15 protein-coding genes are annotated in these 14,548 nt (G+C 59.1%); 8 read left to right on the top strand and 7 right to left on the bottom strand.

The genetic code is table 11. The features are described 5' to 3' along the window. Nucleotides 1-17: 17 nt before the first annotated feature. Nucleotides 18-2,354 carry a polysaccharide biosynthesis tyrosine autokinase gene (locus WI754_RS09150; RefSeq protein ID WP_349437370.1) on the top strand — a complete coding sequence of 779 codons (2,337 nt, stop codon included), beginning with the start codon at nt 18-20 and terminating at the stop codon, nt 2,352-2,354. 8 nt (nt 2,355-2,362) lie between these two features. Here WI754_RS09150 and WI754_RS09145 read toward each other — a convergent pair whose 3' ends face one another. Beyond that, the gene (locus WI754_RS09145; protein ID WP_349437369.1) at nt 2,363-2,590 is read right to left on the bottom strand and encodes a hypothetical protein; all 228 of its coding nucleotides are present in this window, start codon (nt 2,588-2,590) and stop codon (nt 2,363-2,365) included. A 35-nt stretch (nt 2,591-2,625) separates the two neighbouring features. Between WI754_RS09145 and WI754_RS09140 the strand changes: the two genes are divergently transcribed. Further along, complete coding sequence (locus tag WI754_RS09140; protein ID WP_349437368.1) at nt 2,626-2,895, top strand: hypothetical protein; 270 nt, start codon at nt 2,626-2,628, stop codon at nt 2,893-2,895. On the opposite strand, the gene WI754_RS09135 is transcribed toward WI754_RS09140, so the two are convergent. From WI754_RS09135 to WI754_RS09125, 3 genes are all read right to left on the bottom strand, one after another. Next, nucleotides 2,892-4,283 carry a family 16 glycosylhydrolase gene (locus WI754_RS09135; protein WP_349437367.1) on the bottom strand — a complete coding sequence of 464 codons (1,392 nt, stop codon included), beginning with the start codon at nt 4,281-4,283 and terminating at the stop codon, nt 2,892-2,894. The genes WI754_RS09140 and WI754_RS09135 overlap by 4 nt on opposite strands. 250 nt (nt 4,284-4,533) lie before the next feature. Continuing rightward, nucleotides 4,534-5,547, bottom strand: a complete 1,014-nt coding sequence (locus tag WI754_RS09130) for an acyltransferase (protein ID WP_349437366.1) — start codon at nt 5,545-5,547, stop codon at nt 4,534-4,536. Nucleotides 5,548-5,553: 6 nt separating this feature from the next. Further along, nucleotides 5,554-6,840, bottom strand: coding sequence for an O-antigen ligase (locus WI754_RS09125; protein WP_349437778.1), 1,287 nt, complete (start codon nt 6,838-6,840; stop codon nt 5,554-5,556). A gap of 630 nt (nt 6,841-7,470) precedes the next feature. Here WI754_RS09125 and WI754_RS09120 point away from each other — a divergent pair. The 5 genes from WI754_RS09120 (at nt 7,471) to WI754_RS09100 (ending at nt 11,560) form a co-directional block, all read left to right on the top strand. Next, complete coding sequence (locus WI754_RS09120; protein WP_349437365.1) at nt 7,471-7,713, top strand: helix-turn-helix transcriptional regulator; 243 nt, start codon at nt 7,471-7,473, stop codon at nt 7,711-7,713. A 142-nt stretch (nt 7,714-7,855) separates the two neighbouring features. Next, complete coding sequence (locus WI754_RS09115; protein WP_349437364.1) at nt 7,856-9,772, top strand: glycosyl transferase; 1,917 nt, start codon at nt 7,856-7,858, stop codon at nt 9,770-9,772. A 205-nt stretch (nt 9,773-9,977) separates the two neighbouring features. Further along, on the top strand, nt 9,978-10,211 hold the full coding sequence (locus tag WI754_RS09110; RefSeq protein ID WP_349437363.1) for a hypothetical protein: 234 nt from the start codon (nt 9,978-9,980) through the stop codon (nt 10,209-10,211). A 221-nt stretch (nt 10,212-10,432) separates the two neighbouring features. Then, complete coding sequence (locus WI754_RS09105; protein WP_349437362.1) at nt 10,433-10,903, top strand: hypothetical protein; 471 nt, start codon at nt 10,433-10,435, stop codon at nt 10,901-10,903. 162 nt (nt 10,904-11,065) lie between these two features. Then, nucleotides 11,066-11,560 (top strand): BON domain-containing protein, encoded by a 495-nt coding sequence (locus WI754_RS09100; protein WP_349437361.1) that lies wholly within the window; start codon nt 11,066-11,068, stop codon nt 11,558-11,560. A 31-nt stretch (nt 11,561-11,591) separates the two neighbouring features. On the opposite strand, the gene WI754_RS09095 is transcribed toward WI754_RS09100, so the two are convergent. From WI754_RS09095 to WI754_RS09085, 3 genes are all read right to left on the bottom strand, one after another. Continuing rightward, nucleotides 11,592-11,876, bottom strand: coding sequence for a hypothetical protein (locus WI754_RS09095; RefSeq protein WP_349437360.1), 285 nt, complete (start codon nt 11,874-11,876; stop codon nt 11,592-11,594). A gap of 256 nt (nt 11,877-12,132) precedes the next feature. Then, nucleotides 12,133-13,386, bottom strand: coding sequence for an FAD-binding oxidoreductase (locus tag WI754_RS09090; RefSeq protein WP_349437359.1), 1,254 nt, complete (start codon nt 13,384-13,386; stop codon nt 12,133-12,135). Between the two features lie 413 nt (nt 13,387-13,799). After that, nucleotides 13,800-13,964: a DUF1328 domain-containing protein gene (locus WI754_RS09085; RefSeq protein WP_037119568.1), complete on the bottom strand. Its 165-nt coding sequence runs from the start codon at nt 13,962-13,964 to the stop codon at nt 13,800-13,802. Nucleotides 13,965-14,182: 218 nt separating this feature from the next. On the opposite strand from WI754_RS09085, the gene WI754_RS09080 reads away from it, so the two are divergent. Beyond that, the gene (locus WI754_RS09080) at nt 14,183-14,392 is read left to right on the top strand and encodes a hypothetical protein (RefSeq protein WP_349437357.1); all 210 of its coding nucleotides are present in this window, start codon (nt 14,183-14,185) and stop codon (nt 14,390-14,392) included. The last annotated feature ends 156 nt before the right edge of the window (nt 14,393-14,548 follow it).

Below are 14,548 nucleotides of genomic sequence, written 5' to 3'. Positions count from 1 at the left end.
CGGAGATAAAGCCGCCCATGAATCAAAGACCCCTTCCGTTGAACACCGTTCCATCGCTCCGGAGCGATGATGCCGACTCGTTCATCGATTTGAACCGGCTAACCGCGGTTGCGGCGCGGCGTTCAAGGGTCGTTGCTGTCTGTGTTATTGCGTGTTTCCTCCTCGGTGCGATTTATCTTTTGTTTGCGACGCCGGTCTACACGTCGCAGACACAGATCCTGCTCGATGACAATCTGTCCAAATATGCGGAAGAAGCGCCTTCGCCGCAGAGCACGCAGCAGGCCGACACGCAAATTTCCAGCGCCGTCGAAATTCTGAAATCCGGCGAATTGGCACTGCGCGTCGCCGATGCGGAGAAGCTCGCCGAGAACGAGACTATCCTCAATCCGCCGCAATCGGTGATGTCGATGTTGAAATCGTCTATCAGATCGATCACCGGCGTTTTCTCCGGCCAGCCTGAAATTTCCGAGGCCGCAACCCGCGAGGGCAAGCGGCAGATGGCGGCCGCCTATATCCAGCAGGCCTTGACGGTGGAGCGGGTAGCGAGGAGCTCGGTCGTCGCGGTCTCGTTCAAATCCACCGACCCGCAACTCGCGGCCAGCATCACCAGGGCCTATGCGAACGCCTATCTGACCGATCAGCTGAATGCGAACTTCGATGCCACCGAACGCGCCTCCGTCTGGCTGCAGGAACGCCTGACCGATCTTCGCCAGCGCGCGCAGGCGGCCTCGCTGGAAGCGGAAAAGTTCAAGTCGGAAAACGGTCTGACCTCGGCGCGGGGAGAGTTGATGTCGGAACAGCAGCTTTCCGATCTCAACAGCCAGCTGATCGTCGCGCAGGCGGATACAGCAAGCGCCTCTGCACGCTACAACCAGTTCAAGTCGATTGTCGATCAGGGTGCCGACAACGCCGTCAACAACGCGACGATTTCTTCGAAGGAGACCGACAATACGGTCATCCAGGATTTGCGGACACGTTATCTGGCCGTCACCAAGCGCGAGCAGGCCGTTGCCCAGAACTTCGGAGCCGACCATCCGCAGGCGGTGAGCCTGAGGACCGAAAAAGTGGAGCTTGCCGGCCAGATCTTTCGGGAATTGCAGCAGATTACGGCAAGCTACCGCAACGAATTCGAGGTCGCCAAGTCCCGCGAGGCGTCGCTGCGCCAAAGCATCGAAGGTGTCGTCGGCAACAATTCGCAGGCCAACAGGTCACTGGTCGACCTGCGGGAACTGGAACAGAGGGCGACAGCGCTCAAGACGCTCTATGAATCCTATCTCGGCCGCTATGAAGAAGCCGCGCAGCAGCGTTCCTTCCCCATTGCCAAAGCGCGCATCATCTCGGATGCCGGTGTCCCCACAGCGCCGTCAAGCCCGAAGAAAACGATGGTTCTTGCTCTTTCCATCGTGCTTGGCTTCATGGTGGGTGCCGCGATTGCAGGTGTTCAGGAGTTCCGCGAGCGCTTTTTCCGCCTCGAAGAAGAGGTCCGCTCGGTCCTGGGACATAAGTCGCTCGGTTATCTGCCGCTGGTCGGGAAAAAAACCATCACCCTCTGGGACAAGACGCGTAGCCGTCTTGCCAAGGAGGACGTGGCCAAAACTGGGCCTGAAACCGACATTCCGCTAACGCGCATGACCCGGATTGCCGTGGAGTCGCCGCGCTCGGCCTTTGCCGAAACGCTGCGAAACGCCAAACTTGCCAGCGACGTGATGCTGCAAGGCCGGCCGAACCGGGTGATCGGTATAGTCTCTGCGTTGCCGGGTGAAGGAAAATCGACGATTGCCGCAAACTTTGCCGGGCTGCTTGCGGCCAGCGGCAAACGAACGCTGCTGATCGATGCGGACCTCAGAAACCCGGCAATCAGCCGCATGATTTCCCCGCCGCCGAAAACGGGCCTGTTGGAAGCCGTGCTCGGCGAGAGCGAGTGGACGGCGGGTCTCAGGGTCGATCCGCAGACACGGCTTGCGATCCTGCCGATTGCGCCGCGCGAGCATCTTTATCACACCAACGAACTGCTGGCCTCGCACGGCATGGAAACCCTCATCAACAATGCGCGCAAGGCCTTCGACTACATCATCGTCGATCTCGCGCCACTCGCGCCGGTCATCGACGCCAAGGCTTTTTCACCCTTTGCCGACGGCTTTCTGATGGTCATCGAATGGGGCAAGACGCCGTCTCGTCTGGTCCGGGATGTGTTGCAATCCGATCCGCAGTTCAACGCCAAGATACTCGGCGTGATGCTGAACAAGACCGATATGGATGAGCTTGGTAAATACAGCGATTTCGGCGCGGCCGAAAAATATCGCAAGAGCTATGAGAAATATTACATCGAACAGCCATTGAAGGCGGCCCGGTAGCTTTGTGCTTAGCGCGGGCGTCGTGCTTCAGGCTCGTCATCGAGCCGGAAGATGGCGGCCAGAGCCATCAGAGTGATCAGGACGGTAAATCCAGCCAAGCATAGAAGACTGAAAGCGAGATATTCCACAAGGCAGGGTACGAAAAGCAGGACCCGGATATAGGCGGGTTGAGCGCGCGCCCAGCCGCGCATGCCATTCTGCCGGAAATTCTCGAAACGTTGCGCGATATACGTCACCGGTATCGCTCCGCACTTGTCTCCACATTCAGATAATGTTTACCCAAAACGGCAGACCGGCGCAATTAAACGGACGCCCGGAAGCGCGAACCCAGGAAAATAGCCTCGCCGATTATCACTGCCGCCGCGCAATGCTCGCGCCGACGAAAGGCGAAATACGCAGCGAAACCGTCGGGGAATTTCACGATCCGAACGGCTGCGATACGTTTTCTCGAAACACACGACGCGACGGGTTGAGGTTCGGGGATCACCACACGGCGAGCCGTGACAAGCCGGCGCGCCGTGCGGTCTTCGACGCGGCCTAAGCCAGATCGTCCAGCGTGTAGGCGCGGATATAGTCGATCTTCATCTGCGAACCATCGGCGAGATCAGCGCCAGGACTGCCGGCCGCACCGCCGACCGCCAGGTTGACCAGCATATACATCGGCTTATGCATGTCCGACGGCGTATCGGCGTGCGCGACGGCGACGTCATCAAAGTACCAGACAATCTCGTCTTCCTGCCACAACACACCGTAGGTGTGAAAACCTTCGGTGCTGGCGACGCTGACGGCGCTCGTGACGGAGGCCTGTTGCCCGGTTTCTTTGGAGTGCACGGTGACATGCACCGTATTCGGATCCTGGCCGCGCATTTCCACGACGTCCAGTTCCGGCGGCCAAGACCCATCTTCGGGCAGCAGCCAGAAGGCCGGCCAAACGCCCTGGTCGTTGGGCATGTCGGCGCGAATTTCAAAATAACCGTAGGTCTGGGCAAAGGACGCGTGTGTCGTCAGCATGCCGGAGGTGTAGTCATATCCATTGACCTCGGCACTGATCGAATCCGGCGTCTCTTTGGCCGTAATCGTCAGCACGCCGTTGTTGATGGAAAATGGATTGGCGCTGGCGGTCGGGGCGTAGGATGGATTGATGTACCACTGCAGTTCGCCGTTTCCGGACAGGGTGGCGCCCTTTTCCGGCGCCCACCAGTATTTCGCTTCCCACACCCCGGACGTGCCATTGTACAGTTGCAGCGTATTGAAGTCGTCGCCAAACGTCCGGGTGAGCGCGGAGCGATCAAGGCTCAGCTCAAATTGACCGGCACGAAGATCGCCGATTGCCTCATTGGCAAAGACCAGGCTTTCCCCGTCCCCGAGATCAAGCCGCAGATTTGCGCCTTCCTGCGTTATGTTGTCGAGAAGCTGATCGAAGGATGTGAGCGAGTAGCCATTCAGCCGGACGATGTCATCCGTGCCGAGATCGGTAATCAGGTCGCTGCCGTTGCCCTTGGTAAAAATGAAGGTATCGGCACCGGTCCCACCCGTCAGCACATCATTGCCGTCGCGGCCATCCAGCGTCTGCCGCCCGGACGCGCCCTTGATGATGTTGTCGACAGAATTGCCGAATGCATAACGCAGATTGCCGGTCACCGTCAGGTTTTCGAAATTCTCCGGCAAGGTGTAGCTCATCCAGGTACTGATGGTGTCGATGCCCTGTCCAGCAGCCTCCTGCGCACGGTTGATCGCCGAATAGAGGTAGTAGATATCGTCGCCTGTACCGCCGATCATGGTCACGTTGACGGAGCTGTCACCCCACATGGAATCATTCCCGGCAGTTCCGTAAAGGGCCGGGCCGGAGCCGGTCGCCGAAAAAAACGCGGTAGAGCTGTCGCTGTAGAACACGGGTTGCCCGAGGGCATTCAGAACGCTTTTGCGCATCGACTGTCTCCATGAAAGTTGCCGGTCTGGATCCGGCCGGGCGTAGTACACGCAAGCAAGGGTAGCATCCTGCTCGCAACAAAACTAATGCAACGCAGCAAATTTCAGGCCGAAATGGTTCTTATCGGCGATAAACTGCAGATGGGCGTTAACACGACGATAACCGATCCCGTTCTGGGGCAGGCGATATTTTCGGGACAGTGCGTCGTGCCTATTTGGTATGCAGAATGCCGTCGACGATTGCCCGCCATCAGATTTCTTCCGCTGGAACAGGCTTCGACCAAGCCTTGGGCTTCGGCGACTTGAAGAGTTTTGTGAGCGGGCGCTCGAGCAAGATGTAAGCGCATGTGCCAAGAACAGCGCCGCCTACGACCGCGACCGCGAATGTGATGCCGGGATGGAGGCCAATGGACCCGCAGAGCTTTGCGATCACCGAGATCGCAAACGTATGCCAGAGATATATCGAGTAGGACGCATCCCCGAGAAAGGCGAACACGCGCCATTGGCCTATCCTGCCCGCCGCTTCAAGAGAGAGAGTTCCAGCGACAAGGGCCACCGCCAGGGGACCGCAGTTGAACTCGTTGAACGGAAGCTTGAAGACCTGGAGCGCGAGAAAGCCGCCGATGGCAAGGATGACAAGCAACAGGCCAAACTGCGGCCCAAGAACCTTCCCCTTCAACCACGCCTGCCCGATGAACATGCCGGCGATGAATTCCAGCATGATCGGCCGCGTATAGGTGAGAAATATCGAATTCTGCAAGTTCATGACCAGGCCCGAAAGCACCAAGGCCGTGAAAACAGCCGCAACCGCCACGAGGCGCCACCGGCGCTCGAGAAAGAGTGACAGGGCAAAGATCAAGTAGAAGAACATTTCAAAGTTCAGTGTCCAGCCCTGCACCAGGACCGGCCAGATTTCGCCGCTGCTTGGTGAGCGGACGGGAATGAAGAACAGGGACGCGACGATGTGCTGCGCGGTCAGCATCAGATTTGGAAAGAGGCCGAGAATGCCACCGGCAACCATCACCATCGTCGCCATCCAGTAAATGGGGCCGATCCGGCGGACGCGCTCGTAGAGAAAGCCGGCTGGCGTCAGCGCGCGCCGGTCGCTGATTACCCACATGATGAAGCCGCTGATGACAAAGAAGATATCAACGCCGGCGGCGCCGATCGCGAAATGATGTCCGGTCTTCTCGGCGGCATGGAAGACGACGACGGCAAGTGCCGCAAACGCACGAAGGTACTGGATTCCGTAAATAGTCTTCATCGCACCTCACCTGCTCCTGTCTGTGTCCATGAACGCCGGAGCGTGAACGTGCGCGTGCAGATACGGCCGTGCAAAAGAAGAACGGGAAGCCCCGATAGTGAGCCGCCCGGCCGAAAAATAAAGCAGGAAGGACCCGACGTGGTAGGGGTTCAGAATATCCACCTCGACGAAAGCACGCATGAGAAGCAGGACGGCGACACCGAAGAGCACCGACGATTCCGTTGCCAGCGCTTGTGAAAGCAGCCGCTTCAAGTGGCCGCACACGGTGATCAAAAGGATGGAGCACAACAGAAACAGGCCGATAGCGCCTGTCTCCACCATCGTTTCAATGAAGGTGTTGTGGAAGTGAAAACCGCTGCGCGACCCGATATAGAATTCCTCCCAAAGCCGCTCGGCTTCCGAGAACCCCTGGACCCAATAGGCCTGATAGCCCACGCCAATCAAAGGAGATGCGCCCGCAGCCTCGATACCCTGCTGCCAGAGATAGGTCCGGCCCGTCAGCGTCGAATCCTTGCCGAATATGCCAAGAACGCTGTCGACCGCACCGCCATAAACAGCACCAACCACGGCGATCACACCAATCACGATCACAGCGAGGAAAAACGTCTTGCGCGTCTGTGGCGAAAGCGCCGCCAGCACTTGCAGCCCACAGCAAATGCCAAGCACGGCCACGGTCGTCAGCGCGGACGTGGCCGATTGGCAGGCATAGAGCGAATAACACGCGATGAGGCCCACCCCGGCAGCGGGCGCCAACCACACGCCTCTTTCGCGCAGCATGAGGAAGGCAGCAAAGGCGAAATAAACGCCGAGCGAAGCATAGAATCCAAGCTGGTTCTTGGAGGCAAAGGCGCCGACGAAGCTGAAGGTGCCGTCCAGCGGATCGAAATGATAAACCCCGAACAACAGCGAAAACATCAGAACGGCGCCAATGCCGGTGATCATACCGAGTGTGAGAGTCCGGATGTCGACGACCCGCATTGCGATCAGGGCGCAGATGACATGGGAGAGATATTGCAGCCCGGCTCTTGCCGTCACCGCCGGTGCCGCCGACCAGAAAAGCGAGAGACAGGCGAACACGGCGAACGCAAAGATCCATCCATACCTGCCAGAGCCGGCAAGGACGCGCCGATAATCGACCAGCACCAATGGTAGCCACAGAGCATAATAGAGGAGGATCGAAACCTGGCCGAAAATCGAGGAGTAGGCAAACACGAACAGGGACAAAGCAATAGCAGCGATGGCATAGCCGCTATTCTCACCCGGGCTGACAAGGCTGGCCTTGGGAACTCTCACGAACGACCCTCGAAAGCGTGCTCGCCTTTGCGTCGGTGCAGCGGAAGAAACGGCAGGACAGTCTTGTTCCCTTTTCCAGCGGGCCGAGAACATCCGCTCCCGGCGGCAAGGTATCCGTTCCATCTGGTCGCGCAGACGTCAAAGACTGCTGTCTGGTCAGAGTTCAGAGCACTCTCCATATTCAGCGTTGGCACGGTTGCAGCATAGGGCACCATCTTGTGCGTCGCAACAAATTCCATCCGAAAGTACCTCGTTTACGTGCGAATCGATCCAATAGTGCCAAAACAGATGGCCGTGTTTTGGCCCCTGGAGAGGTTGCGCAAATATGAACAACGCGGCAACTTGAGAGCCACCCTGCCACCGATATCTGTCATGAATGTGTTTCCGGAGCCATTAAATGGGCAAAAACAGGCCTTTGCCTGCCGCAGTTCGCTGAGCGTTGCCGTTAGTGCAATACGGTCGATGGCACTATCTTTCGCCAAAGATCGCCAGCATGCTTGCATCGCTTTCGTTTCGACTTATATTGCACCGCACTCGTCTCTCGCTCTGCTAGGCCGAGTATCTCAATGGCTGCACGCCACCTTCACGCGCTGAGCTGGGCTCGCCGCGAACAACCGAAGGAGTCACTTCATGACCATCTCAATCAACAACGCTGACGCTTCGGGCAACGCTGCCATGCCGCCCGTTGACATCGGGGAAGCCGTCAGGCGTTTTCGCGAAGCTTCAGGCTACAGCATCGAGGACCTTGCGGTGACCTGCGGGCTGACCGACGTTGAAATTTCAAGAATCGAGAGCGGAGAGGATGTCGATTCCGGCAGGTTAAAGCGCGTTGCCGCTGCGCTTCAAATGCCGGCCTCGACTTTCGATTCTTAAGGAACAAGGGCGCCGCGCCGAAATGGGGCGCGACGCCTGCTTTGATGCGTTGCCTTGGGCCAGACGCTGCTCACCCGCCACGCGCAAGCAATTCGCCCTAATATGCCTGCCTTGATCCCATTGGCCTCGTGGAAAAGCATATATGGACGGGCAAGCACTTGCCGTGGCAACGGCCGCCTTTGAACGGGCCGATTATCTGGAAACTTTGGCTCATCTCAACCGGGTGCTTGGCGAAACCGCGGACGCGGCACTGCTTGTGCTTCTTGGCGAGACGCTCGAAAAGCTCGGTCTTCCAGGAGAAGCGGCGGAAGCCTTTGAACAGGCGGCCCAGCGACCCGACAGCAATTCCGCGCGATGTCTAAGCCGCGCTGCCGCGCTCTATTTCGATGCCGGAGACGACGATCGCGCACAGTTGCTTGGCCTCCGGCTGCTGACCGATCTTCCGGATGATCCGCAACTGGCTTACGTTCTGGCGCGTTCCTTTCGGCGCACCGGCGACAAGGCGCTTATCGATCTGGTCAAGAACACGCTCGCCGACAGCGACGAGCCCGATCATCTGAAGCTTGCGGGCGAAATCCTCAATGAGGACGAGAGGAATCCACGGACTCTTGCGGTCTTCCGCAAGCTCGCGGCGCTCTATCCCGACGATCCCTACGCACGATTCAAATTCTTGTCGGTCGCCCGCGATTTCTGCGATTTCGAAGCGATCGAGAATCTGGAGAAAACCCTTGCGGGCAGGCCGGCGGCGGGCGACTTTTCCGCATTGGAGGGCGAAACGGCCTATTCGAACCTTCTGCGCTGCGGCAACGAGCGGCTTAACCGTCGTGCAACGAACAATCCCGGCCTGACCTCGCCTTTCTCTGCCACCGGCAGCAGGCAGAGGCGAATGCGACAGCACCACTGGCGCGACAAGATCCGCATCGGTTATCTCTCCAGCGATTTCTGGAGCGAGCATGCCACCATGCGGCTCCTGCAAAGCGTTCTCGAGATGCATGACCGCAGCCGTTTCGAGGTAACGCTCTTTTGCTATACACCCGAAAGCGTCGCTGCACCCGATCGTGGCAACCGCGAAAAATGGGGGCATATCGTTTCGCTGTTAGGCAAAACCGATGTCCAGGCTGCCGATATCATCCGGCAGCAGGGCATCGATATTCTGGTTGACCTCAAAGGCCATACCGCCGGATCGCGTTCCAATATCCTCAACCACATCGTGGCACCGGTGCAGGTCGCCTGGCTCGGCTTTCCCGGCAGCGCCGTCAATATCGATTGCGACTACGTCATCGGTGACCGAATCGTGCTGCCGAACAGTTCGAGGCTGGGCTATCACGAAAAATTCTGCCTTTTGCCGGAATGCTATCAGCCGAACGACCCTGTGCACCGTGCCTTGCCGCCTGCCGCAACCAGAACCGCCCTCGGCTTGCCGGAAGACCGAGTCGTCTTTGCGGCCTTCAACGCGCCCCGCAAGATTTCGCTCGCCGTTGTCGACTGCTGGTCCGATATCCTGCGCCGCGCCAATCGCTCCGTGCTTTGGGTGATGATCGACGGCGAACTCGCGCGCAGCAATTTTCTTGCCGCCTTTGGCACACGCGGCATCGAGGCGGAGCGGATCATCTTCGCACCGATGGCCCGGTACGACGCCCACATTGCGCGGCTGCAGGCGGCGGATATTGGCCTCGATACCTTCCCCTACAATGGCCATACGACCACGTCAGACAAACTATGGGCAGGTCTGCCGGTCGTCACGCTTAGGGGAAGCAACTTCGCATCGCGGGTTTCCGAGAGCCTTCTGACAGCGCTCGGCCTGCCGGAACTAGTCGCCCCGGATCCGGGTGCCTTCGCCGACCTTGCCGTCGCTCTGGCTGAGAACCCGGTGCAGGTTGCGCGCCAGAAACAGAGCGTTTCGCAGAACAGATTTACGTCCCCGCTGTTCGACGCCGAACGATTTTGCCGCCACCTGGAGCGCGGCTACGAAATGATGGCGGATCGGGCAAGGGCAAAGTTGCCGCCGGAACATCTCGAAGTGGCGAAGCTTCCAGCCAGATCGAAGCCGTTTCGCTGACAGAACGCGATTGATCGGGAAATGGCGCCTCGGCAATTTGCATGCCCGCATGCGGTTTGTGGGTACTGAGCACCGCAATTAATGTTACAGGTCGCGGCAACGCAGGCTCCTGCTCCCAGCGACGTTAACAGCATATCGCCGAAAACTGTACCGCCACGGCCGATTTCGGCCTGGCCGGCACCAATCATCCCGAAAGGCGACGTTCATGGCCGAAAAATTCATCGTTCTTCCTTATCGCAAGGTTCGTGGCGGGATGGCGCCGGGAGAGATGCGCCAGGCGTCCAATGCCGCAAGCGCTGAGAAAATCGCTGCAGCGATGGCAGGCCGCTTTGCCGGAGTTGCCGCCTATGCCGTCGAGGTCGATGAGGAAACAGGCGACATGACCAGCCCGCGGCTTCTGGCGCAATTCGGCGAAATCGCCGAACTTCCGACGTCCTGACGAGCGTCAGGGCTGGCGAGAAACGCTCCTCGTCCAGGGCTCTCCGCCTTGCCAGCCGAGCTCTTTTTTGATCGGTATTCGGGAAGAAAGCTGCAATATCAGCCTCTTTCGTATGCAAAATTGCCTTTCGCGGAACTTTCGTCCCCCCTGCGACGTTTAGCGGGCAGTTGCCTTCAACGTTTGCTGGCACAGGCTCCATTTCTCGAAAGGATATGAACGCCATGAATCAACGTTTTGACCCCAGTGAAAACCGCAACGTCAATCCGGCGGCATGGCCGGCCGACAAGGCAAACCCGCCCGCAACGGATCCGTTGGCAAATCAGCGCCTGCCGGAAGATATTGAACCCCGTTCTACGCGTTCAAGGTGGCCGATTCTGATCATCCTTTTGGCCGGTCTGGTTCTGGCCCTGCTCGTCTGGCTGCCGGCCGAGCTTTCCAACGACCAGACGAATGATGCGGCTACCCAGCCGTCGACAACGGAACAAACGACGACGCCACCGGCCGACAACACCACGACAACGACGACGCCGGCTGACAACAGCGCGACCCCGGGGACAGCGACCCCCGATACCAACGCAACGCCGGACACGTCGACGACGCCAAACGCCACGCCGGCAACTCCGGATACGCAGACACCGGCCACCGGCACGGATACGCAGACCCCTGCTACCGGCACTGCCCCGCAGAACTGATCTGCGCTTGAAAAACGACAGGATGGCGGAGCCTCTTTAGCGGCTCCGCCATTTTCGTGTCCGCAGCATGTCGGATGCGCGGGATGCTCAGAACGTTCCCCATGAACCAAAAGCTCCGCCATCCGTTTCTCTTTGTGATAATATCCGAACAAGGAGCGAGCGATGAAGCGCAAGACAATAAAAACGACTGGGCGTGAGGAAGACTACCGCGACTACGAGGAGCGCGACCTCGATGAAGGCTGGCCCTATGCCGACGCTACGTCCGGATCCAACACTGAAATCGGCAACAGTTCCTATGGCGCGGCCGGCCCGAACTTTGACGAGGCGGGCAACCCCGGCTTTGAGCGTAGTAGCGACACCGCGATCAAAAGCGCGGACGGCCCGGATCTTTTCAGTGAAGATGTCGGGGCGGACGTGGAGGACGATGCGCTGGAGGAGACGATCGCCAATGCGCTGTCGGACAGCGACATAGACACCTCGGGTATGGACCTGAAGGTCCGGCGCGGCATCGCCCTTCTGACGGGCGAGGTAGAGACCGCGCAAGACCGCCGCCGTATCGAGCGGTTCATCTACGATACACCCGGCATCTCGGGTATTCGTAACGAGCTGACATTGCGTGGCGCCGATGGCAACATTCCCAGCGATTGGGACGACTGACACGATCAGTGTGATCGGCATCCACCCGTCGTCAGCCGAGGGTCTCTTCGGAAACAGGGACGGGTGACGCCACTTCCCAGCCGAACCGGCTCCCGGACGGGCTGCGCTCGCCCGACAAGCCGGCTGACGGCATGGCCCTTCCGCCTGATTTCGTGAGGAGCTTCGTTACGGCTTGCTTTGCTTCGATTGGAAGGGAAAACAGGCGGCCATCAAGGCTCCAAACGCCATATTTGACCGCGATGAAGCGAAACCGGTCACCGTCGGGCACCACCGCGCCCACGGGTTCGCCGTTGAACTCTATCACCTGCTTCTGCATGAAATATCGCTCCCGCTGCCATTTGCCGGCAGTCATTTTCGTTGCGCACGGCACAACAGACCGAACCCCGCCTTCAACCGACGGTTTAACAGATGAAGGTGACGTTTGTTCCGGGGCGATGAAAAATTTTCGATTTTTTTACGCCGGCAGACGACGACGCGCGGCGTTTCCGACGAGCCGACGCTGTTGCGGCTTCCGCAGCTGGATCGTCAGGCCGGCTGCGGCGGATCGACATCTCCGGCTCGGGGCCTGGTACTCACGCCAAAAAGCGGTGAGGCCTGTAGGGCTTGATATCGATCACCGTCTTCTCCCCTGTCATCGCTTCAGCAAGCGCGCGTCCGGTGACGGGGCCAAGCGTCATTCCGTGATGGGCGTGGCCGAAGGCGAACCACAGGCCTTCATGGCGGGGTGCCTTGCCGATGATCGGCATCATGTCCGGCGTGCAGGGGCGTGCACCCATCCAGGGTTCCTCATCGCGACGTTCGGCAAGCGGGAAGAATTCGCGGGCGACGCGCTCGGCGCGGGTCAACTGCACCGGCGTCTTCGGCGCATCGCGGTGGGCGAATTCGGCGCCGGTCGTCAGGCGGATGCCGCGCAGCATCGGCGCAAGGAAATAGCCCCTCTCGGCATCGAGCACCCAGTTGTTGAGTTGCGCGCCGTCTTCGGTGCCGTAATGCATGTGATAGCCGCGCTTGACGGCAAGCGGGAAGCGGTAGCCGAGTTTCTTCGTCACCGTATCGGCCCAGGGGCCGAGCGCGACCACGACCTCTTTTGCCTCCAGTGGGCCTTCCGGTGTCGCGACGCGCCAGCCGGCGCCTTCCAGAATATGCTCAAGCGTTGCCGCATCGCCCGAAACGAGGCGCCCGCCGAGCGACTGGAAATAGGTGAGATAGGCCTTGTTGAGGCTGTGCGGATCGCGGATCGACCAGGGATCCGTCCAGCGCAGGCCGCCTGTCAACTCGGCCCTGATCGACGGTTCCATCGTCTTCAGTTCGCTGCTCGACAGCTTGTGGTGATTGACGCCGAAGGCCGAGGACAGTTTTTCCGCGTCCTTGTAGGCAGCATCACGGGCAGCCTCGGTGCGGAACACCTTCATCCAGCCATCCTTGCGGATAAGGTCGCCGGCACCGGAGGCTTTGATCAGGTCGTCGTGCTCGGCGATCGAATTCTCAATTAGCGGCGCATACATCGATGCGATGTTCTCGTGCTGCGTGAAGCCAGAGTTCCACCAGTAGCGCAGCAGGAAGGGCACGAGGCCCGGCAGGGCGCGGAAGTGATAGTGCGCATCGATGGTGTTGTTCAGCGCGTAGCGAAACAGGGCGCCGAAATCGTGCGGGAAACCATAGGGAAACACGCCTTCACGCTGGATCAGGCCGGCATTGCCGTAAGAGGTTTCTTCGCCGGCGCCGCGGCGGTCGAGAAGAATGACGGATTTCCCCCGCCGAGCCAGATGAATGGCCGTCGACAGGCCGACGATGCCTGCGCCCAAAACAACGACGTCTGTCTTCATGTCCGGTTCCCCATTTTTCTTTGCTTATTATGTCTTCAGTCTGTTGATGATCTGCTCAAGGAACCCGAGCATCGGAGCGGAGACCACGAGGGCGACGTACATGATCGTCTCCCACATCAGCTGCTCGCCGCCAGGAGGCCGTCGACAAAATCCGCGTTGACCGGGTGGAAATCGAAGACCACCCGGAGCCGGCGCTCGACGGGCTGATCCTTTCAACGGTGCGTTCCAGCGACTTCATGCTGCATGCGGCTCCGGAGTGTGCGGTTGCGAGATGTCCCAGTCATGAATAGCCAAGCCAATTGCCTTCGGCAAGGCGCAAGCGGGCTGCGCCTCCCGGTGCGGCGGAATGCAGACAAGGAAAAGGGAGCAGTGCTTTTGCACTGCTCCCTTTTCAGCCGCGTCACCTGGTGGGATCAGGTTCTGCGCATCAGGCCAGCCACCAGCGAGATGATCAGGAAAGCCAGAAACAGGAAGAACAAGATCTGTGCTATGCCAGCAGAAGCGCCTGCAATACCACCAAATCCCAGAACACCCGCTATAATAGCGACGACGAGGAAGACAAGAGCGTAGTAAAGCATCGAAACTCTCCTTGGTTTAATCTGTCTGGAATTAAACGCGGAAGGCATAATTTTGTTCCAGCAAAGAGCATGGGGCAACTTCTCGTTAAGATTGAAACTATTCATTAACCACGCCCCGGAAATTTGCCCCGAACTGACACGGATTGGCCATTCGCATTGCGGAACCTTCCCGGCGTAGGGAACGTTGTGAAGGCACACAGCCCATGCGAGACAGTAAAATGACCGTATCCACGTCCAGCATCTGGAAGTCCGCAGCAGCGGCGGTCCGCCAGCCGGGTCCAGCGCGTGAAAAGAACCTGCATATCGGCGGGACTTTGCGCGATCTCTATGTCGACGAAGAGATGCCCCAGACGGATGAGACCCTCGCCGACCTTCTCGAGGAACTTGAAGCAGCGGAGGAAGCCGCGAAGGCGCGAGGTCGCGAATGAAACGACGACGGCGAGATTAGACGAAAAGCGGCGGCCGATGGCCGAAGTTCCGAAAATATCGCAGGGAACCTTTTACGCCGGATCGCGTTTGGAAAATGCGTCAAGGAATGCTGACGTGACTTGGTGAACCCCGGATACCCGCGATCTGAACCATCA

The sequence above is a fragment of the Pararhizobium sp. A13 genome (assembly GCF_040126305.1).
Taxonomy (GTDB): Bacteria; Pseudomonadota; Alphaproteobacteria; order Rhizobiales; family Rhizobiaceae; genus Pararhizobium.
The sequence above is the reverse complement of the archived record's forward strand: the minus strand, read 5'-3'. Positions and strand labels throughout refer to the sequence as shown.

Coding starts and splice junctions, on each gene's coding strand:
- WI754_RS09130 (WP_349437366.1), bottom strand. CDS start 5,547: ATGAAGACTATTTACGGAATCCAGTACCTTCGTGCGTTTGCGGCACTT.
- WI754_RS09095 (WP_349437360.1), bottom strand. CDS start 11,876: ATGCAGAAGCAGGTGATAGAGTTCAACGGCGAACCCGTGGGCGCGGTG.
- WI754_RS09135 (WP_349437367.1), bottom strand. CDS start 4,283: ATGCGCAAAAGCGTTCTGAATGCCCTCGGGCAACCCGTGTTCTACAGC.
- WI754_RS09080 (WP_349437357.1), top strand. CDS start 14,183: ATGACCGTATCCACGTCCAGCATCTGGAAGTCCGCAGCAGCGGCGGTC.
- WI754_RS09120 (WP_349437365.1), top strand. CDS start 7,471: ATGACCATCTCAATCAACAACGCTGACGCTTCGGGCAACGCTGCCATG.
- WI754_RS09115 (WP_349437364.1), top strand. CDS start 7,856: ATGGACGGGCAAGCACTTGCCGTGGCAACGGCCGCCTTTGAACGGGCC.
- WI754_RS09140 (WP_349437368.1), top strand. CDS start 2,626: ATGTTTACCCAAAACGGCAGACCGGCGCAATTAAACGGACGCCCGGAA.
- WI754_RS09100 (WP_349437361.1), top strand. CDS start 11,066: ATGAAGCGCAAGACAATAAAAACGACTGGGCGTGAGGAAGACTACCGC.
- WI754_RS09110 (WP_349437363.1), top strand. CDS start 9,978: ATGGCCGAAAAATTCATCGTTCTTCCTTATCGCAAGGTTCGTGGCGGG.
- WI754_RS09105 (WP_349437362.1), top strand. CDS start 10,433: ATGAATCAACGTTTTGACCCCAGTGAAAACCGCAACGTCAATCCGGCG.
- WI754_RS09085 (WP_037119568.1), bottom strand. CDS start 13,964: ATGCTTTACTACGCTCTTGTCTTCCTCGTCGTCGCTATTATAGCGGGT.
- WI754_RS09150 (WP_349437370.1), top strand. CDS start 18: ATGAATCAAAGACCCCTTCCGTTGAACACCGTTCCATCGCTCCGGAGC.
- WI754_RS09090 (WP_349437359.1), bottom strand. CDS start 13,386: ATGAAGACAGACGTCGTTGTTTTGGGCGCAGGCATCGTCGGCCTGTCG.